Origin of the sequence: Clostridium sp. UBA4395 (genome assembly GCF_002390995.1) — a bacterium.
Taxonomy (GTDB): domain Bacteria; phylum Bacillota; class Clostridia; order Clostridiales; family Clostridiaceae; genus Clostridium_J; species Clostridium_J sulfidigenes.
Genome location: NZ_DGRF01000049.1, coordinates 1 through 17,996 on the forward strand (window position 1 = coordinate 1; position 17,996 = coordinate 17,996).

The window sequence follows — 17,996 nt, forward strand, 5'->3', positions numbered from 1 at the left end:
GTGCCAAGGGCACTTTTTTTATGATATACTCTTATTTTAATTTGAGCCATAATAAATATTTTTAAAATAAGAGTAAGTGTTTGTGTTAATAATTTAAATAGTAATAGACTTAGGAGGAATTTAAGCATGAACAAATTATTAAGCCTTAAAAATGATGTTGTATTTTAAAAAAATATTTGGAGTAAAAGAGAATGAAAAATTATTAATAAGTTACTTAAATTCTATACTTAAACCCATGGGAAATGGAAAAATAAATATTGATAGCTCCATACTAAACTTTAGTATTTGTTTTGGAAATGTAGGAGAAGAATGAGTTTGAAAAAATATATAAGTTAACGCATTATGCCTATTTTTTAGTAATTCTCTTTGTTGCTTTCCATTGCAACCATCTGATATCTAAAACAGTTGCTTTATCTCTTGTCATTATTTCATTGCATGGAAATTTATTGCAAGTTCCACAAAACTCTATTTTATGTATATCCACACAATCAAAAGTGTAGCAATCTCCTTTTTGATGTGCTGTACGGCAACCAGTACAATCGCCTTGAATATAATCTGGACAACTACCACAATAAAAACCACATTTTCCTATCAGACTCATAACCTGTTTATTATTCATTTAAACTTAACCCCCTGTATGTTTTATACACAATAGTATCTAACTGTAATATAATAAATCATAGTTTATTTACATACAAATTATATCATTAATTGTAAAAAAATAATATAATTACATAAATATAATGATTTTTTACATAGTCATAGGATAAATAAAGGAAATATTTTCTTGATATGGTATAGATTTATTGAGCAGTGGAGAGTAAGGTGATACAACTTTTATTTGGACTTTATTAATGGGTACATGTATAGGTATCGTATATCTATTATTAGGTAATACTACTAAATCGCAATCAAAGCCTTTAAGTGCAATAAAATTTGGGATTACAATATTCGGGATTAATTGGTTTGCCTTTCTTATTTTTGTCCCAATTATATTTTCGGGGGCGTTTATTGATACACTTCTAAGACTTGGTATTGATATATTGCTAGTTAGTTTAAGCTGTTATTTATCTGAAACTTTAATAAAGACTAACTGTTATAAAAGGAAAGTTCATAGCAATTTACACAATTTGGAATTGTATGGTGGTGCTGACGAAAGGGAATAGCAAGAGCACTGTTAATTAGAAAAGGAAAGAGGTCTAAACTTACCCCTTAATGGGGTAGGGTTAGACCTTTCAAGTTTAGGAAGAACCTAATCTAACAAAGGTATTAGGTAGGGCAAAAAAGTAAATTCTAGAGCTTTTCAAAGGTAACAGGACGTTTTAAATTACCAAGGTAGATAGGATGTGTACAATTTTTATAATCACTAATTAGTCTTGTAGTCGCTATTTGACTGTTATCATAGGTTTTAAAGTAATATTCACAGGTGTTTGTGTTTATAAATGCAGTATATTTAGTGTAATCAAAAGTACTTTTATCTGTAAGAACAATTCCCCTTGGAATTGAAACACTCTCCACAATGTGGAAACAAGTCATTATTGCATCGACTCTATCTTTAGGTACTTGACTATGGGTTTTTAGAAAGGCTGTTCTAACAAATCGTTCTGGAGAGGTGTATCCACCAGGTAATAACATTGTTCCACCAGCCTGACCAAAGGGTGTTAACTCAACATTCTCCCAACAGGTTTTCTTTTCTTGGATTGTAGATAATTCCATATAATTTCTTAGATTAGTCATATGCCACATAAAATCTGGACTATTAGTCATAACTCCTATAGGATTATCAAATATCTCAAGCCCATTTCTTGTTTGCTCAATAACTACACATTTACCACTTTTATCAGTTGCAATCCAATGAAGAGGAGCAGCCGTTTTAGTAACAGGATCGGGAAGACCTATGACACATATATTTTTCAGTATCATATCTAGTTCATCTACTGAAGCACAGCGCCCTAAAATATAATGTAGAAAATCCAATGATGCAATAGGCTCTTTATTCTTATCCTCTACTGGTATATCATAATCGGCATAACCCGCAAAGTATAGAGCTGCGGCAGCAAAGCCTCTTTCATTTACCCCATCAAAAAAGCCTAGCACATTATCAGCTTCTTGCCCGATACCTATAAAGCTATAGCAATCATTATGCTTTTTCATGGTAATAGGATTATACCATGGGTTATTTCTAGGTATTATAAAAAATCCAGGTTCTATATCGTAAGAAAAATCCATAGTCCTACAAAACAAATTTTCCATCTGTAAAGATTTTAAAGTAAACGCTGTACACATATCTACACCTTCTTTTTTATATATCTATACTATAGTATTTACAAATTTATAATTTTTATAATATTATAATATATGTTTAGAATATGTTAAAGTTACGATACTTAGTTTATTTAGATCACTGGAATGTTGCAACTCAGTAGAATTAACTTAATTAGCTAAATATGATGAATCTTATCACTGTTATTTTAATGCGATATAAATATCAATATCTGCATTTTCAAAGTCACTGTTTAGGTATTCTTCAAAGTCACCTGTAAAGCTTCTGTCTAAGTCCATTTTCCAAATTTCGCCCCAAGCTTTTGCTACTGCTGTTTCCATGTGTCCATGGACAGAGAATTTTGCATATTTCCCAGCAGGAATGATTTTTGTTGTAAACTCACTGTTTTCTGATTTTGATACTTCGTTGCCTGCGGTAACAAGATAACTGTTTTCTGTATAATCGGAATAAAGTCCAATTGCATATTCATTTACTTTATTCTTGATGTTTGCATTGACGCCACCTTGATATAAATCAACCCAAAGCTTGCCGATTTTCTCACCCATTTTAGGGTCTTCGTTGCTCGTTGTCACACTTACACCAACAATAATTTTTTCTTCAAGATTTACAATTTCATAGTTCATTTTAACTACCTCCATATATTTGATATATTTATAATAAATCAAATAATATGTCAACAGTATGTCATATTATAAATAATTGTTCATCATTTTTTGTATTTCTTCTTTTATGGAGTTTCTTATGTCCAATGGTTCTAATACCTCGCAATGGCTACCAAAAGAAGCTATATAAGGAAATAGCCATTCACCCATAGGATAAATTGTTTCAGTTATAAAACTGCCGTCAACTTCTTTAGTATAATTATCAAACTCGTCATATACTCGAAAAGCCATTTGGGGAGACAGTTTTAATTTCAAAGTGATATATTGCTCATTAAACATGTTATCCTTCTTAAATATAGGCCCAATAACTTTTCGATGAAAATGTTTATCTGTAACCACAATATCCTTTATACGACTTAGTTTGAAAAATCGGAAATCCTGCCTTAAAGTACAATAGGCATATAAATAACGTGCCATACCTTTAAAACACAGCTTTAAAGGTTCTACCTCTCGTGTAGTTCTTTCGCCTTTTCCGCTTGAATAAGTAAAACTCATTATTTTCTTAGATAGGATTGCTGATTTAATATCATTAAAGGATTTAGATTCGTTCTCTGAATTGTACCAGGATGAAAAATCCACTTCAATCCAATCGGAGTTATTCTCTCCAAAGAGGCTGCCTAATTTTTGTAATGCAGAATCTGTTTCATTAAAATTGATTGCACCAACTGCTTGTAGTGAGGATAAAATATCAGACTTTTCTTCTTCGGTTAATACAGCTTTGTTCAGCACAAATTCATCTAAAATAGATATTCCGCCACCTTTGCCTTTGGTCATATAAACAGGAATACCTGCTGATGATAATGTTTCAATATCACGATAAATGGTTCTACTAGAAACTTCAAACTTCTCTGCAAGTTCTCTTGCCGTAACAGTTTTTTTATCAAGAAGTATATATATTATTTCAAACATTCGGTTGATTTGCATATTTTCACCTCTATCATATTATAGCACATGAACATGACATCACTATGTCATATTTATATACTGTTAAATAAGGACTGGCAGCCACGTCATGGCTACCACTTATAAGTTTGAGAAATTCCCTTAACAGATGAGATGTATTCAGTTGGTGACATTCCAGTTAACTTTTTAAATTGTTTGGAAAAATGCTGCAAAGAATTATAAGAAAGAAAATATGCGATTTCAGTGATATTCATATTCCCATCACGAATAATTTCCTTTGCACGCTCAATCTTCATATATATGAAATAATCAATTACTCCACAGTTTTTATTTTTGTGGAAGAGTGAATGTAAGGTAGAACGGCTGATAGAAAATTCATTGCAAATCTCTGAAATTTTAATTTGCTCACAAATGTGTAGCTGCAGATAATGCAAAATTTGTTCAAATACATAGGATTTATTAGAGCTATCCCAAGACTGTTTTGTAACAGAAGGTAGGTTTTTAACTTTTTCATCATCACAATGATGCCTCTTTATATGAATTAGAAATTGTTCTAGATATAACAAAATCAATTGTTGTGAGCCAAAAGGTGCACTAGTAGAGAGTTTTACTTGTTCAATGGAAGGGATATGGAGTGGAGTTGAAAATGCAGCGCGCGCTTCTGAAATAATTTGTGCAATTAAAGTTTTTTCTATAGAAGACAGAGTGGTAACTTTACCTGTAAAAAAATCCATTGAAGGGGAACTGCACAAAAATGAAATTGCCACTAAATTAGGCGATTTCCTTCCCATTGCCTTCAAAGCGTGAAATTCATTTGGTCTATGAAAAATCATATCTCCAGCATGGAGCTGATAATGCTCAGAGGCTGCTTGTACCATAACTGTTCCTTTGTCTACATATAGGAATTCCCAAAAATCATGAGACTCACCATGGAAAACAAAATCTTTCAAGTACTCAAAATAGTGAATGGTGATGATTTCAGCGATTTCAATTTCCTTTTTTAATCTAGTACTGATATAAGCCATACAACCAACTCCTTGCTTATGCATTATTATCAATTTATTTTAGCAAATATAACAAAAGAATACAATTTAACAAATAGATATTTTGGATGATATAACAATTATAGTGGATGATTGTATAAGCTAAATTTTAAAAAAACCTATACAATATATGTAACAGTATGGAAGTTATAGAAAAGGTCTTCTCTATGCACATAGAAATACCTTTTAAAATATGAATGGAGAAAATAGAAGTAAATAGGAGGAAATAAAATGAGTAAAAAATTAAAGGTAGCATTAGCTGGACTTGGTAGTAGAGGAAAAGACACCTATGCATTAACTGCTAAATTATTCCCAGAGAAAATTGAAATTGTAGCTATTGCAGACATTGATCCCGCAAAGGTAGAAGATGTGGCAAGGGAGTATAACATCCCACAAAAGGCATGCTTCTGCAGTGCAGAAGAACTAATTGCTCAGGATAAGCTAGCAGATGTTATGTTTATTACTACTCAGGACAAGGAACATGTAAGACAAGCAATCCCGGCCCTTAGAAAAGGCTATCATCTGTTATTGGAAAAGCCAATTTCACCAGACCTTGATGAGTGTAGGGAAATTGTAAAAGTAGCAAATGAATGTGACAGAAAAGTGGTTGTATGTCATGTGTTGCGTTATACACCATTCTATACAAAATTAAAAGAAGTAATTGACAGCGGTATAATTGGAGAAGTAGTTTCTGTTATGGCAATTGAAAATGTGGGATACTGGCATCAAGCACACAGTTTTGTACGTGGAAACTGGAGAAACTCCAATACTACTAGCCCTATGATATTACAGAAATGTTGTCATGATATGGACTTGTTATTATGGCTCACAGGTAAAACTTGTAAGTCTGTATCTTCCTTTGGAAACACCTATTTATTCAAGAAAGAAAATGCACCAGAAGGAGCAACAAAGCGTTGTATGGATGGATGCAAAGTAAAAGCAAATTGTCCCTTTGATGCAGAAAAAATTTATATAACAAATGAAAAAACTGGCGTGGCAAAGGGGAATACAAAGTGGCCTGTTGATGTATTGACTCTTCATCCCACTGTAGAAAGTATTACAGAAGCAATTCAAAGTGGACCTTATGGAAGATGTGTATATTACTGTGATAATAACGTAGTAGATCATCAGGTTATAAACCTAAATATGACAGATGGTGCCACCATTTCATTGACAATGTGTGCATTCACTGCTACAGGTTCACGTTATCAGAAGATTATGGGGACAAAAGGAGAAATTGTTGCAGATTTGTCTGAAAAAACTATTAAAGTTACACCCTTTGGAAAAGAAACTGAAATAATGGATATATCTAAGCTATCAACGGATTTTTCTGGTCATGCAGGGGGAGACAATCGTATGGTGGAGGAATTTATTGATATGATTGCAGAGGATGGAGAACCCACTAATGCCATTACATCAGTAGATAAATCCGTAGAAAGTCATTATTGCGCAATGGCAGCAGAACAATCCAGGCTGGCAGATGGAGTGGTGGTTGATTTGGATACTCTAAGGAAATAAAATGGGATGTAGTAATTAAGTAATGTAATTAATCTAGCGAATATAAAGAAAGTATTGAAATATAGGTGGTAATATGAATGAAACAACATTAGTAGTAATGGCAGCTGGTATGGGAAGTCGTTTTGGTAGTCTTAAACAGCTAGAGCCTGTGGGTCCAAATGGGGAAATAATACTTGATTTTTCTATATATGATGCAGTAAAAGCAGGCTTTTCAAAAGTGGTTTTTATTATAAAAAAAGAAATGGAAAAGGATTTTCGACATGTTATCGGCAAAAGAATTGAAAAGATAATAGATGTTGATTATGCTTTTCAAACACTAGACAAAATTCCTAAGGGGTGTTCTATCCCTAATAATAGATCTAAGCCATGGGGAACAGGGCATGCTGTGATTTGTGCTAAAAGTGCAATTACCACGCCCTTTATGGTAATAAACGCAGATGATTACTATGGCAGCCATTCCTACAAAATAGTTGGTGATTATTTATCTCAAAATAAAGGTATGTGCATGGCTGGGTTTAGACTAAAAAATACACTAACTGAAAATGGCATGGTAAGCAGAGGAGTATGCGAAATAGAAAAGGGGTATTTAAAAAGTGTGGTGGAGCATACAGCTATTGATAAAAATAGTGGAATACCTCTTAATTCTATGGTATCTATGAACATGTGGGGATTTGACACTGATATATTTAATGTCCTTGAAGAGGACTTTACTCTGTTTTTAAATAATTTAAAAAATCCATTAAAGGATGAATTTTATCTTCCTTCAGTAGTTGATAATATGATTAAAACACAAAGTTCAAAGGTGAAAGTCCTTGAGACATTAGATAAGTGGTATGGAGTTACATACAAAGAAGACTTGCCTACAGTTAAAAATGCTATAAACCAAATGATTAGAGAGGGATTATACCATGGAATATAAACTGCATCAGGTTTTAAAACAGTTTGATATTAATGCTGAGATGAGCTCTTATGGTAACGGATATATAAATGATACATATATTGCAAAACCATATATATTGCAAAGAATCAATAGTAATGTGTTTAAAAATCCTGAGGATTTAATGGAGAATATTGCAGCTATAACAGAGCATCTGAGAAAGAAAATCCTTCTTAGTGGAGGAAATCCTGACAGGGAAACACTAACAATAATAAAAACTAAGGATGGTGAAAAATACTATAAAACCAATGAAAATGATTATTTCAGGGTATATAAATTTATAGATAATGCAGTGACCTACGATCAGGTTCAAGATCCTATGCAATTTTATTATGGCGCTATGGCCTTTGGTAAGTTTCAAAATATGTTGTCTGATTTTCCTGCTGATAAATTATATGACACAATACCTAATTTTCATAATACAGCCACCAGGTTTGAGGATCTGTTAAAAGCAATTGAAGATAATAAATGTGGCAGATTAGAAGAAGTGGGAAAAGAAATTGAATTTGTAAAAAAACGCAGAAGAGAAGTGAGCATTATATTAGATGCAATGAAAGATGGAAGCATTCCTCTAAGGGTAACCCATAATGACACTAAGCTGAATAATGTTATGATAGATATAAAAACAGGTGAAGGGGTATGTGTAATTGATTTAGATACAGTAATGCCAGGATCACTTCTATATGACTACGGTGATGCACTGAGATATGGAGCTTCTAGCGGAAGCGAAGATGAAACAGATTTATCAAAAATATGGTTTGATATGAATCTGTTTAAGTATTTTACAAAGGGGTATTTTCATGAAGTATTACCTATACTTGTGCCAAAAGAGATTGAACTTATGGCATTTTCTGTGAAACTTATGACCTTTGAATGCGGTATAAGATTTTTAACGGATTATTTAAACGGAGATACCTATTTTAAAATTCACAAGGAGAAACACAATCTTCATAGAGCAAGAACACAGTTTAAGCTAGTTAGTGATATTGAAGGGAAAATGGATATTATGAATAAAATGATAAGGGAAATTATAGAGGGTAATTAGAATGATAGCCACTTTAGGAGAAGTTGTTTATTAATAGATGCTGAGAACCTATATAATGAATAATACAGAATTGTTTTTTACATATTTAATGATAACTTACTATGTTAGAATATGTAATATAAATTTATTGAGAAAAGGATAGCCCTTAGTGGCCATATCATTATTATACTAGGAGGTACAGAAATGAAGAGATGTGAATTTAGAAAAATTACTATTAATGATATACCTGCAATGTCTGATTTGTTAATATGTAGGCAAAACCTTGAGAGTAAGTCATTTCCGTCCTTGAAGAACAGTTGTCTTAATGCAAAATATATAACGAGTTTACTTGAGAATTTGTTTGTTAATAGAAAAGCAATTGGAATAGGAGCCTTTGCTAATGATGAACTAGTAGGTTATTTATTTGGTGAGATGAAAATTGACGATAGAGGCAGACATATATGGGTGCCCTATGAGGGAATAGCAATTAGAATGGATCAATCCTCTGAGCTTATAAGGGAGCTCTATACAAAGGTTTCTGTTGTATGGCTTGAACATGGCTACTTTAGCCACCATACATTTGTACCTCTAGGAAATCAGGTGTACTATGAAGCCTTCCAAAGATTAAGTTTTTTTATTGATCATGTATATGGAATAATGAATATGGAGGATTACAAGGCTTTTGAAAACTTATCTGATGCAGAGATTAGATTTGCTAACAAAAATGATAGTGAAATAATGGGTAATATGTCTAGTATAATCTTATCATGCCTCAATTCAGCACCTACCTTTTTACCTGTAAAACCTGAACTTGTAATGAATATAAATGCTGGGTATAAAAGTTTAGTAGAGGATAATGATTCAACGATTCTTATTGCAGAAAAGGATATGAAGGAATTAGGATTTCAAGTATATGAGCCTATTACTCCAGATTTGATGGCACCTGATAATGGGGTAGAACTACATATTGCGGGCACTCACCATTCCCAAAGAGGAAGAGGTGTTGGTAAAAAGTTAATGAATGAAAGCTATAGGATTATGAAGGAAAAGGGATATAATAGCATAATAACAGATTGGAAAATAACCAACCTTTGTGGTTCAAATTTTTGGCCTAAGTGTGGGTTTAAGCCAATAGCTTACAGAATGGTTAGAAATATTGACAATAATATAGCATGGGCAAACTTTAATAACCCAAGTATTATTCTGTAGTAGCTTAGAATCATTAGAAAAGTTAAAGCAGTATATTTAATTAAGGCAATATCTTCTATAAAATTAGCAAATTAAAAACACATAGGAGCAGTAGAATTTCAGGATTCTACTGCTTTTTATGTATTATCATTGAATGGGTCAAACAATATTATTATAAATATGTAAAACATTTAATATTGTTGTTCGGTTTGGAAATAAAGTATATAATTTAAAGTATCAATGTAGAGGTCAGATTGTAGCAGAAGGAAGACCAGAAGATATTATAATGTGTGATAAATCCTATACAGGAAAATATCTGAGAAAATATATGGAATGAAATATTATACACTGAGTTTATGTATAATTACGTTTCAATCTTATAATTACTAAAGGAGATGAGCAAAATATGAATAATATTTTAAACAAAATTCAAATTCCAGAAAGAATAAAACTTGCAAATATGCCAACTAAAATTGAAAAACTTGAGAGGTTTTCTAAAATGTTAGGTGGACCCAATATTTATATAAAAAGAGATGATCAAACTGGACTTGAAGTATCAGGAAACAAAATTAGAAAATTAGAATTTACAGCAAAAGATGCTATTAATAAAGGGGCTAATGTGCTTATAACTTGCGGTGGAATCCAATCAAACCATTGTAGAGCAACGGCAGCAGTAGCAGCGAGGCTTGGGATAAAATCAGTACTTGTTTTAAGAGGAAGCAGTAATATTGAATCTGATGGAAATTTATTTATAGATAAGCTTCTAGGGGCAGATATTCGTTTTATAACAGCAGAAGAATATAAAAATTCAAGATCAGAAATTATGGAACAGATTAAGAAGGAATATGATAAAAAAGGTTATACATCCTATATTATTCCAGAAGGTGCTTCAAATGTAATAGGCACATTTGGATATTATAATGCAATGAAAGAAATTATTGAGCAGGAACAGGAATTAGGTGTTCATTTTGACAAAGTTATACTCCCTGTGGGATCTGGAGGTACTTATGCAGGAACTTTTTTAGCAAATAAAATATTAGAAAACAAGTGTGATATTTTAGGTGTTAATGTTTGTGATGACAGTGAATATTTTAAAAATCGTATCTACGAAATAGTACAAGATACCATGAAATATATTAATATAGATTTGGAATTGTCTAAAGATGAAATAAGAATTATAGATGGATATGTAGGAAATGGATATGCTTTAAGTAGAGAAGAAGAAATAAATTTCATTAAGGAATTTGCAAAATTAGAAGGAATAATTTTAGATCCTGTTTATACAGGTAAAGCTATGTATGGATTAAGTGAAGAAATAAAAAAAGGAAACTTTAAAAACAATGAAAATATTTTATTTATCCATACTGGTGGGGCTTTTGGAATATTTCCTCAAAAGGAGCTATTTAAATACTAACATATTGAATTTATCCTGTAATATTAGAAGATGAAAATGAGATAGCAAAAACTAAATAAGAATTAAATATAACTCTACACTATATCACCAGACTTTCCATAAGTGTTATTATAATAACATGGAGGTGCACATAGTATGGATAAGGTATATAAAACATCAGAAGTAGCTAAAAGAGTTGGTGTACATTCCAACACTGTACGTTTGTACGAAAAGCTTGAATTAATACCAAAGGTGAATAGATTACAAAATGGTTATAGAGTATTTACTGACTATCACATAGAGCAATTTAATCTTGCTAGAACTGCCTTTAAAGTAGAGGTTCTACAAAATGGGCTAAGAAAGAAGATAATCAATGTTGTTAAGTTATCTGCCAAGGGGGAGTTTCAAGAAGCAATTAACTGTACAAATGATTATATAAGTCAGATAAAGCAAGAACAAAAAAATGCAGAGGAAGCTATAGAACTTTCAAAGAAGCTTTTATTAGATAGGGATGCTCAAGATAATTATATATTTTTTACGAGAAAGCAAACAGCAGACTATCTTAAGGTCACAATGGACACATTAAGAAATTGGGAGATGAATGGTTTACTTACTGTTAAGAGAAGGCATAATGGATATCGAGTTTATACTGAAAGTGATATTAATAGACTTAAAATAATACGTACTTTACGTTGTGCTAATTATTCTCTTTCAGCAATTTTAAGAATGATTAATTCAATGTCAGAAAGTATAGAAATTGATATTAGAGAGGTAATTGATAAACCAAAAGAAGATGAGGACATTATTACAGCATGTGATAAGCTTCTTACTTCCTTAAGTGATGCAGAAAAAAATGCAAAAATTATATTAAGGCAATTACAATTTATGAAAAACAAATTTAATACAAACTCTACACTTTAACACCAGACTTTGTGCTGGTGTTATTCTTTTATCAAAAGGAGGGAATAACACATGGAAGTAATAAAAGTTCATAATCTCTATAAATCCTATGGGGATGCTCAAGTGGTGAAGAGTGTTAGTTTAACAGTAAAGAAAGGTGAGGTATTTGGATTGATAGGTGCCAATGGGGCAGGGAAAAGTACTACCATAGAGTGTATTTTAGGTACAAAGAATTTTGATCATGGTCAGGTATCTATCCTAGGCATGAATCCTCAAAAAGAAAGAAAACAGCTATTTCAAAGGGTTGGGGTTCAGTTTCAAGAATCTAATTATCAAGATAAAATAACAGTGAAAGAGTTGTGTGAAATAACTGAGGTTCTTTATAAAAATCCATTAGATTGCAATAAATTATTAGAAGAATTTGACCTTCAAGATAAGGGGAAAAATTTAGTAAGTGAATTATCAGGAGGTGAAAGACAACGATTATTTATTATCCTAGCCTTAATTCCTAACCCAGAGGTAGTATTCCTTGACGAGCTTACAACAGGATTAGATGTAAAAGCTAGAAGAGATGTGTGGAAGTGCTTATTAAAATTAAAGAAGCAAGGACTCACAATCTTTTTAACATCTCATTTCATGGATGAGGTTGAGGTTCTGTGCGATAAAATATGTATTTTGAAAAATGGAGCAATAGATTTTTATGGAACAATTGAAGAAGCAGTGGAACTGAGTCCATATGAAAAATTTGAGGATGCCTATTTATGGTTTGTAGATGAGGAGGATTTGGATGATGAGAGCATTTAAAGCAATGCTAAAAACTGAATTAAAGTTATCGCTAAGAGGCATGGATATGTTCATCTTTGCAATCTGTATGCCAGTGGTGATAACTGTTATTTTAGGTGTTATTTATGGCAATAAACCCGCATTTCCTGAAGCGGACTTTACATTTATGGAACAATCCTTTGCAGCTGTATCAACCATTGCAATATGTGCAGGTGGTTTCATGGGATTACCATTAGTATTATCTGAGTATCGTCATAGAAAGATATTAAAAAGATTTAGAGTGACACCAGTTAGCCCAGCTATGATTTTAGTAGTTCAAGGAATGATCTATACTTTATATGCCATTGTTTCATTAATACTTATTTATTTAACAGCAAAAATATTTTTCAAGTTTCAATTTAGAGGCTCATGGATAAACTTTTTAGGAGCTTATATATTAGTAATGGCATCAATGTTCAGCATTGGATTTATGGTGGGGGGAATAGCGAAAAATAATAAAATGGCAAGTGTTATTGCAAGTATTTTATACTTTCCTATGCTTATATTTTCAGGAGCAACATTACCCTATGAGGTTATGCCAACATCCCTTCAAAAGGTGTCAGATATCCTACCATTAACTCAGGGAATAAAGCTTTTAAAAAGTGCATCACTTAACTTAAGCATAGATAATGCAATACTACCAATTTTAGTTATAAGTATACTTTCTGTAACATGTATTTGGGTATCTATTAAGTTTTTTAGGTGGGAGTAATTTAAAACTGATAAAGAAATAGTGATTGTTATAAAGATGAAAAATCAACTATTTAAATTAAGCCAATGATATTAAAAGTGTCATTGGCTTGTGTTATAATTACGTTATTAAGCTATTGGAAAATTATATATATAAACAAGAATTTGGAGGTTGATTATGAAAAAATGGTATGATGAGGAGTACGAATTTGAAATTGAGGTAACTGGTTTTCTTCGCAGTGACCATACAGAGCGGTACTGCAGAAACGGTGAAGAAGTGGGCGATAAGTATACCTGCACCTATGGCTGTCCCATAAATTCGGATGGACAGGGTATCTGTTCCAAGGTTATGATGATTATGTTCCCAATCATGGAGTCGGTGAGAAGTGGCGGAGATTTAGAGAACATAGGTGGCAGTAGCAAATATAGCAAGGATATTGTATGCCCAGATGGCTGTGTCATGTTCAGACTTACGGCAAAGAAACTTAACAATGAGAATTTTTATAAAGGAAAGTTTTTTGATTAGTTTTGATTTTATTGTGCTCAGTTTGAAGAGAAGCCGAAATATATATATCATTAACATAAGAAAAATCTATTATAATATAAGAAATACTTCCCAGATTGATTTTCAAACTGGGAAGTATTTTCTAAGTTTATATTACCACAAAATTACTAAAATTTCAAGTCTTGTATTGGGTTAGACTTAGGAGTACTGTGTATCTAGAGGTGATTATGGTGGATAAAAATATGACTTTAGCATTTCAAGATTTCCAGAAAAAACAAGCTGCAATTGAGTTAAAAGCTTGTAATGAAATAACAATAAAATATGGGTTAGCTTTATGTGATGTAGAAATTAATGAGCTGGTGGAGAATCGTTTTAAGTCATTAAAAGATACAGGAAGAATTGAGTTTTCTGAAGGGATTTTAAAAAAGATAGTGGAAGTTTTTTGTGATTCCCCTTATATAATGCAACAGAATTATAAAGAGACATTAATGGAGATTCAAGAGTCTTTCTATTTCTTTAAAAATGAAGCCATGGATCAGATAGCAGATGATGAGCTTATTGAGTTTATGAAAAGACATTTTGATGGAAAATGTCAAGGTTCTTTGGAATATTTAAGAGGAACTACCTTAGAAGAGCTTTGTAGAAATACAAGATACGGATATGAAGTGGAAGATACAGATATGTACGGACATGAATTTTAGGAGGTATTATGGAAGAAAGCAACAAGAGTTTAATGGCGTTTTCAGATAATATTCAAATAGATAAAAATATAAGTGAAGAAGATAAAATGCTTATTGAGTTTAAAATATGGAATTTACTTGGCATGCACACTGAGCGATATACAATGGGTGATAGCACATCAGTTCCAATAGAAATAGCGGAAGAGTTACTTAATTCAATTTGTTTTTCATTAGGATTAGAATTAAGAGAGTTAATGAACGCAAAGGAAGTATTGATGGAAGAAGATATAAGTGACTTGTTAAAGGCTTCTTGGAGTAAAATAGCCTCTTTGATGGAGAGAGGAAAGAAATTATTAGAAGCAGTTAGAAAAAGCTCACCTAATATAGAAAACATATCATATAAGGATACATTAAATGAAATAGATAAATTTTTTAATAAATATGACTATAGATTTTTTGCTCATAAGATAGACTGTAGCATAGATTATCAACTTTCTAATCCCATATCAGAAAAGCTGCAAGGAATTGAATATATAAATGAATACTTAAAAGCACTACTTATTGAAAATGAGTTTTGCATATGTTTTGATAAGGATAATATTATTTATGTTCTAAATAGCTATTGCTCTGATTATAAAGAGCTATTAATTAATATTTTTGAACCAATACTAACAAATGCCATAGGGCTTGATATTTTAGGCAGAGATATATTAACATTAGAGATTTCGGCATTGCAGAGAGAAACATTATTAGGGATTTTTAGAAACTTGTCCAAAACTGAAATTTTAGTAAAATTAGACAGCTCAGCAAAGAGTGTCTGTGATATTTTAGGGATAGTTGATAATGAAAAGATAGAATATATACAAAAAACAGCTGTGAATATTTATCCTAGAATTGAAGTAGGATTATCCACAGGAAATATTGATAATATATTTTTATCCTTTAAGTATGAAGAGGAATTAAAAGAAAGTGAGTTTATAGATAATGATACTATGGATAATGAAAGGTTACGCAATTTAATCAATGAAATAAATGATTGTAGATTTATTTCAGATAAGATTGCAATGGTAAAAGAAGAGGTTAATAGCTTAAGTGATTTAGTTGAAGTGTTAAACCTATGTTTTTGGGAAGATGAAGCTTTAGAATTATTTAAAACACTTTCAAAGGAAGAGCTTTATATTATTAAACATTATTTAGATAATAAATATGAAGCATATAGTTCAGATTCAGAATGGGAAATTAAATTTATGCAGTATATAAGAGATCTAAGTAAATAGTAATAAAAACTTCAACATTACTTATCCATTTGCTTTAGGGGTTGTTATTGTTATAAATTAAAAAAATATATTTTAAGGAGAGTCAAAGTATGACGGAATTTTTGGAAAAAAGTTTTATAGAAAAACAAACAATGTGGGGATTTAAACCATCAGAATCAGCCATTATTGCCAAGGATTGCTTTATTGAAAATAATATAAAAGATATATTAATACCGGGTATTGGTTATGGAAGAAATGCAAAGGTATTTATTGATAATAATATAAATGTTACAGGAATCGAAATCTCAAAAACAGCTATTGACTTAGCAAGGCAATATGGGATTGATATTAATATTTATCATGGTTCAGTTGGAGATATGCCTTTTGAAAATAAACTATATGAAGGGATATTTAGCTATGCACTTATTCATTTATTAAATGAAAGTGAGAGGGAAAGATTTATTAGTGATTGTTATAATCAATTAAAACAAGACGGATATATGATTTTTACAGCTGTTTCAAAGAAAGCTCCTATGTTTGGAAAAGGAAAAAAACTTAATGAAAGCTATTATGAAACAAAGGACGGAGTAAAAATCTTTTTTTATGATTCCGAATCAATAAAAAAAGATTTTCAAAAATATGGACTTGTAGAATTTTCTGAGATTGATGAAATAGATAGTGATAATAAAGATAAACCTCCAATGAAGTTTCTATTGATAAAATGTAAAAAATAAGTATAATCATTAGATTTATATTTAGTAGTTATAATAAACTTTAATATGTGAGATAGTTGAGATAAGATTAAAATAGCCACCTGTAAGTAGATTAAATAGCTACTTTACAGGTGGTTATATTTTTTATTAATTAATATTTAGTTTATGGAAGAAGACTTTTTTGTCAGTGTATTTATATATTTTAATAAAAATATATAAATATCAAAAGCAATAAAGAAAAACTTGACAAGTATATCATTTATGGATATATTATATTTAATGATATATCATTTAATAATATATCATTAAATATAATATTAAGGAGAATTTTATGCCAAGAAAAGATTCTATTGATATAGGGGAATTAACAGATTCTGCTTTTTATATTTTATCTAGTGTTGTTGATGAAAAGCATGGATACCTAATTATGAAAACTATTGAGAAGTTTACTAATAATGAAGTTACTATTGGTCCTGCATCACTTTATACAACATTGAAAAAGCTTTTAGCGGCAGATTTAGTGGAGTTAAATTGTGACACAGATGAAAATAAAAAAATATATAAAATAACCAATAAAGGACGAGAAATGCTTATAAAAGAGATTGAACGTAAAAAGCAGATGATTAAATTCGCTGAAAATTTTTTGTGTTAGAAAAGAGGGATATTTTTGAAAAGTAAATATGTAATGATTAATGGGCTTGCATTTAGTGAAGAAAGTGATATGAAAAAATTAAAAGAATATGCAAGTCAAGGTTGGATCTTAGAAGACATAGTAGGAGGGTTTTTCTATAAACTAAGAAAAGATAAATCTCAAGATATAATATATAACTTAGATTACCAAACAGAAGCAAATGAAGAATACTTTACTATATTTAAAGAAGCAGGATGGAATCGTATTGTTTCTATAGAAAATTATATGCACATTTTTTCAGCGCAAGCTGGAACTAAACCTATTTATAGTGATTGTGAATCAGAAATAGATAAATATACAAGTATAAGAAATCTAACAAGAAAAGGGACTTTATATTCTTTAATACTAGCTATAGCTCTAATTGGGTTGCTAGTTGTTTCTTTTGTTGCCATTAAACCTATATTTTTGATTATTGTTGGATTGTTGATAATTGATATATTTGTATTTGTCTTTAACTTTATGCCTTATTTAGCATATAACTCTAGAATTAAGCAAATAAAAAAAGATGGTACGTGTAATAGTAAAGCAATAGATAATAAAAGTTCATGGATATTATATGCAATTTCAGGGGTTCTATGGTTAGCTATAGGAATATGGCATTTAACCGGAAAACTATATTTTTCTGCAGTATTTCTTATAATTTTTGGTGCTTTTTTTATTTTTTCAAGTTCAGCCTACTTTAAGAAATATAAAAAGTCTCTATAAATTATATAAAGTATGGGTAAGAGTATTTTTTAGAAACAGTAGAATTTCAGAATTCTACTGTTTTTTACTTTATAGGAAATTG

The 17,996-nt window shown here is 30.9% G+C and carries 21 protein-coding genes; 16 read left to right on the forward strand and 5 right to left on the reverse strand.

Annotation, left to right across the window (positions count from 1 at the left end):
* Positions 1 to 151 precede the first annotated feature (151 nt).
* A complete protein-coding gene (locus B2694_RS08165) occupies positions 152 to 313 on the forward strand; it encodes a hypothetical protein (protein ID WP_346885304.1) in 162 nt (53 codons plus the stop codon).
* 33 nt (positions 314 to 346) lie between these two features.
* Here the strand turns inward: B2694_RS08165 and B2694_RS08170 are convergent, their stop codons facing one another.
* The gene (locus B2694_RS08170; RefSeq protein WP_346885305.1) at positions 347 to 619 is read right to left on the reverse strand and encodes a DUF3795 domain-containing protein; all 273 of its coding nucleotides are present in this window, start codon (positions 617 to 619) and stop codon (positions 347 to 349) included.
* Positions 620 to 854: 235 nt separating this feature from the next.
* On the opposite strand from B2694_RS08170, the gene B2694_RS08175 reads away from it, so the two are divergent.
* Complete coding sequence (locus B2694_RS08175; RefSeq protein WP_346885306.1) at positions 855 to 1,166, forward strand: hypothetical protein; 312 nt, start codon at positions 855 to 857, stop codon at positions 1,164 to 1,166.
* Between the two features lie 127 nt (positions 1,167 to 1,293).
* Here B2694_RS08175 and B2694_RS08180 read toward each other — a convergent pair whose 3' ends face one another.
* The 4 genes from B2694_RS08180 to B2694_RS08195 form a co-directional block, all read right to left on the reverse strand.
* Complete coding sequence (locus tag B2694_RS08180) at positions 1,294 to 2,286, reverse strand: choloylglycine hydrolase family protein (RefSeq protein WP_346885307.1); 993 nt, start codon at positions 2,284 to 2,286, stop codon at positions 1,294 to 1,296.
* A 180-nt stretch (positions 2,287 to 2,466) separates the two neighbouring features.
* A complete protein-coding gene (locus B2694_RS08185; RefSeq protein WP_346885308.1) occupies positions 2,467 to 2,907 on the reverse strand; it encodes a GyrI-like domain-containing protein in 441 nt (146 codons plus the stop codon).
* 66 nt (positions 2,908 to 2,973) lie between these two features.
* Positions 2,974 to 3,870: a YafY family protein gene (locus B2694_RS08190; protein ID WP_346885309.1), complete on the reverse strand. Its 897-nt coding sequence runs from the start codon at positions 3,868 to 3,870 to the stop codon at positions 2,974 to 2,976.
* Between the two features lie 92 nt (positions 3,871 to 3,962).
* Positions 3,963 to 4,874 carry an AraC family transcriptional regulator gene (locus tag B2694_RS08195; RefSeq protein WP_346885310.1) on the reverse strand — a complete coding sequence of 304 codons (912 nt, stop codon included), beginning with the start codon at positions 4,872 to 4,874 and terminating at the stop codon, positions 3,963 to 3,965.
* A 249-nt stretch (positions 4,875 to 5,123) separates the two neighbouring features.
* Here B2694_RS08195 and B2694_RS08200 point away from each other — a divergent pair, with 249 nt between their 5' ends.
* The 14 genes from B2694_RS08200 (at position 5,124) to B2694_RS08265 (ending at position 17,914) form a co-directional block, all read left to right on the forward strand.
* The gene (locus B2694_RS08200; protein ID WP_346885311.1) at positions 5,124 to 6,410 is read left to right on the forward strand and encodes a Gfo/Idh/MocA family oxidoreductase; all 1,287 of its coding nucleotides are present in this window, start codon (positions 5,124 to 5,126) and stop codon (positions 6,408 to 6,410) included.
* A 73-nt stretch (positions 6,411 to 6,483) separates the two neighbouring features.
* Positions 6,484 to 7,329, forward strand: a complete 846-nt coding sequence (locus tag B2694_RS08205) for a sugar phosphate nucleotidyltransferase (protein WP_346885312.1) — start codon at positions 6,484 to 6,486, stop codon at positions 7,327 to 7,329.
* Positions 7,319 to 8,392: an aminoglycoside phosphotransferase family protein gene (locus B2694_RS08210; RefSeq protein ID WP_346885313.1), complete on the forward strand. Its 1,074-nt coding sequence runs from the start codon at positions 7,319 to 7,321 to the stop codon at positions 8,390 to 8,392. The genes B2694_RS08205 and B2694_RS08210 overlap by 11 nt, the downstream gene beginning before the upstream one ends.
* 183 nt (positions 8,393 to 8,575) lie before the next feature.
* On the forward strand, positions 8,576 to 9,580 hold the full coding sequence (locus B2694_RS08215) for a GNAT family N-acetyltransferase (protein ID WP_346885314.1): 1,005 nt from the start codon (positions 8,576 to 8,578) through the stop codon (positions 9,578 to 9,580).
* A gap of 385 nt (positions 9,581 to 9,965) precedes the next feature.
* Positions 9,966 to 10,973 (forward strand): D-cysteine desulfhydrase family protein, encoded by a 1,008-nt coding sequence (locus B2694_RS08220; RefSeq protein WP_346885315.1) that lies wholly within the window; start codon positions 9,966 to 9,968, stop codon positions 10,971 to 10,973.
* 135 nt (positions 10,974 to 11,108) lie between these two features.
* A complete protein-coding gene (locus B2694_RS08225; RefSeq protein ID WP_346885316.1) occupies positions 11,109 to 11,873 on the forward strand; it encodes a MerR family transcriptional regulator in 765 nt (254 codons plus the stop codon).
* 51 nt (positions 11,874 to 11,924) lie between these two features.
* Positions 11,925 to 12,656, forward strand: a complete 732-nt coding sequence (locus B2694_RS08230; protein WP_346885317.1) for an ABC transporter ATP-binding protein — start codon at positions 11,925 to 11,927, stop codon at positions 12,654 to 12,656.
* Positions 12,643 to 13,386 carry an ABC transporter permease gene (locus B2694_RS08235; protein ID WP_346885323.1) on the forward strand — a complete coding sequence of 248 codons (744 nt, stop codon included), beginning with the start codon at positions 12,643 to 12,645 and terminating at the stop codon, positions 13,384 to 13,386. Before B2694_RS08230 ends, B2694_RS08235 begins: the two co-directional genes overlap by 14 nt.
* Positions 13,387 to 13,542: 156 nt before the next feature.
* The gene (locus tag B2694_RS08240; protein WP_346885318.1) at positions 13,543 to 13,890 is read left to right on the forward strand and encodes a TIGR04076 family protein; all 348 of its coding nucleotides are present in this window, start codon (positions 13,543 to 13,545) and stop codon (positions 13,888 to 13,890) included.
* 206 nt (positions 13,891 to 14,096) lie between these two features.
* Positions 14,097 to 14,570: a DUF6323 family protein gene (locus tag B2694_RS08245; protein ID WP_414632724.1), complete on the forward strand. Its 474-nt coding sequence runs from the start codon at positions 14,097 to 14,099 to the stop codon at positions 14,568 to 14,570.
* An 8-nt stretch (positions 14,571 to 14,578) separates the two neighbouring features.
* Positions 14,579 to 15,826 (forward strand): DUF6179 domain-containing protein, encoded by a 1,248-nt coding sequence (locus B2694_RS08250; RefSeq protein ID WP_346885319.1) that lies wholly within the window; start codon positions 14,579 to 14,581, stop codon positions 15,824 to 15,826.
* Positions 15,827 to 15,915: 89 nt separating this feature from the next.
* Complete coding sequence (locus B2694_RS08255) at positions 15,916 to 16,539, forward strand: class I SAM-dependent methyltransferase (RefSeq protein WP_346885320.1); 624 nt, start codon at positions 15,916 to 15,918, stop codon at positions 16,537 to 16,539.
* A 310-nt stretch (positions 16,540 to 16,849) separates the two neighbouring features.
* The gene (locus B2694_RS08260) at positions 16,850 to 17,170 is read left to right on the forward strand and encodes a PadR family transcriptional regulator (protein WP_346885321.1); all 321 of its coding nucleotides are present in this window, start codon (positions 16,850 to 16,852) and stop codon (positions 17,168 to 17,170) included.
* Between the two features lie 15 nt (positions 17,171 to 17,185).
* Entirely contained in the window at positions 17,186 to 17,914 is a 729-nt protein-coding gene (locus B2694_RS08265) for a DUF2812 domain-containing protein (protein WP_346885322.1), read from the forward strand.
* Positions 17,915 to 17,996: the final 82 nt, after the last annotated feature.

Bases quoted from the DNA above. Each gene is read 5' to 3' on its own strand.
- B2694_RS08230 (WP_346885317.1), top strand. From the start codon at position 11,925: ATGGAAGTAATAAAAGTTCATAATCTCTATAAATCCTATGGGGATGCT.
- B2694_RS08195 (WP_346885310.1), bottom strand. From the start codon at position 4,874: ATGGCTTATATCAGTACTAGATTAAAAAAGGAAATTGAAATCGCTGAA.
- B2694_RS08220 (WP_346885315.1), top strand. From the start codon at position 9,966: ATGAATAATATTTTAAACAAAATTCAAATTCCAGAAAGAATAAAACTT.
- B2694_RS08210 (WP_346885313.1), top strand. From the start codon at position 7,319: ATGGAATATAAACTGCATCAGGTTTTAAAACAGTTTGATATTAATGCT.
- B2694_RS08190 (WP_346885309.1), bottom strand. From the start codon at position 3,870: ATGCAAATCAACCGAATGTTTGAAATAATATATATACTTCTTGATAAA.
- B2694_RS08225 (WP_346885316.1), top strand. From the start codon at position 11,109: ATGGATAAGGTATATAAAACATCAGAAGTAGCTAAAAGAGTTGGTGTA.
- B2694_RS08260 (WP_346885321.1), top strand. From the start codon at position 16,850: ATGCCAAGAAAAGATTCTATTGATATAGGGGAATTAACAGATTCTGCT.
- B2694_RS08255 (WP_346885320.1), top strand. From the start codon at position 15,916: ATGACGGAATTTTTGGAAAAAAGTTTTATAGAAAAACAAACAATGTGG.
- B2694_RS08185 (WP_346885308.1), bottom strand. From the start codon at position 2,907: ATGAACTATGAAATTGTAAATCTTGAAGAAAAAATTATTGTTGGTGTA.
- B2694_RS08235 (WP_346885323.1), top strand. From the start codon at position 12,643: ATGAGAGCATTTAAAGCAATGCTAAAAACTGAATTAAAGTTATCGCTA.
- B2694_RS08250 (WP_346885319.1), top strand. From the start codon at position 14,579: ATGGAAGAAAGCAACAAGAGTTTAATGGCGTTTTCAGATAATATTCAA.
- B2694_RS08240 (WP_346885318.1), top strand. From the start codon at position 13,543: ATGAAAAAATGGTATGATGAGGAGTACGAATTTGAAATTGAGGTAACT.
- B2694_RS08175 (WP_346885306.1), top strand. From the start codon at position 855: ATGGGTACATGTATAGGTATCGTATATCTATTATTAGGTAATACTACT.
- B2694_RS08165 (WP_346885304.1), top strand. From the start codon at position 152: ATGATGTTGTATTTTAAAAAAATATTTGGAGTAAAAGAGAATGAAAAA.
- B2694_RS08170 (WP_346885305.1), bottom strand. From the start codon at position 619: ATGAATAATAAACAGGTTATGAGTCTGATAGGAAAATGTGGTTTTTAT.
- B2694_RS08200 (WP_346885311.1), top strand. From the start codon at position 5,124: ATGAGTAAAAAATTAAAGGTAGCATTAGCTGGACTTGGTAGTAGAGGA.
- B2694_RS08180 (WP_346885307.1), bottom strand. From the start codon at position 2,286: ATGTGTACAGCGTTTACTTTAAAATCTTTACAGATGGAAAATTTGTTT.
- B2694_RS08205 (WP_346885312.1), top strand. From the start codon at position 6,484: ATGAATGAAACAACATTAGTAGTAATGGCAGCTGGTATGGGAAGTCGT.
- B2694_RS08215 (WP_346885314.1), top strand. From the start codon at position 8,576: ATGAAGAGATGTGAATTTAGAAAAATTACTATTAATGATATACCTGCA.
- B2694_RS08245 (WP_414632724.1), top strand. From the start codon at position 14,097: ATGGTGGATAAAAATATGACTTTAGCATTTCAAGATTTCCAGAAAAAA.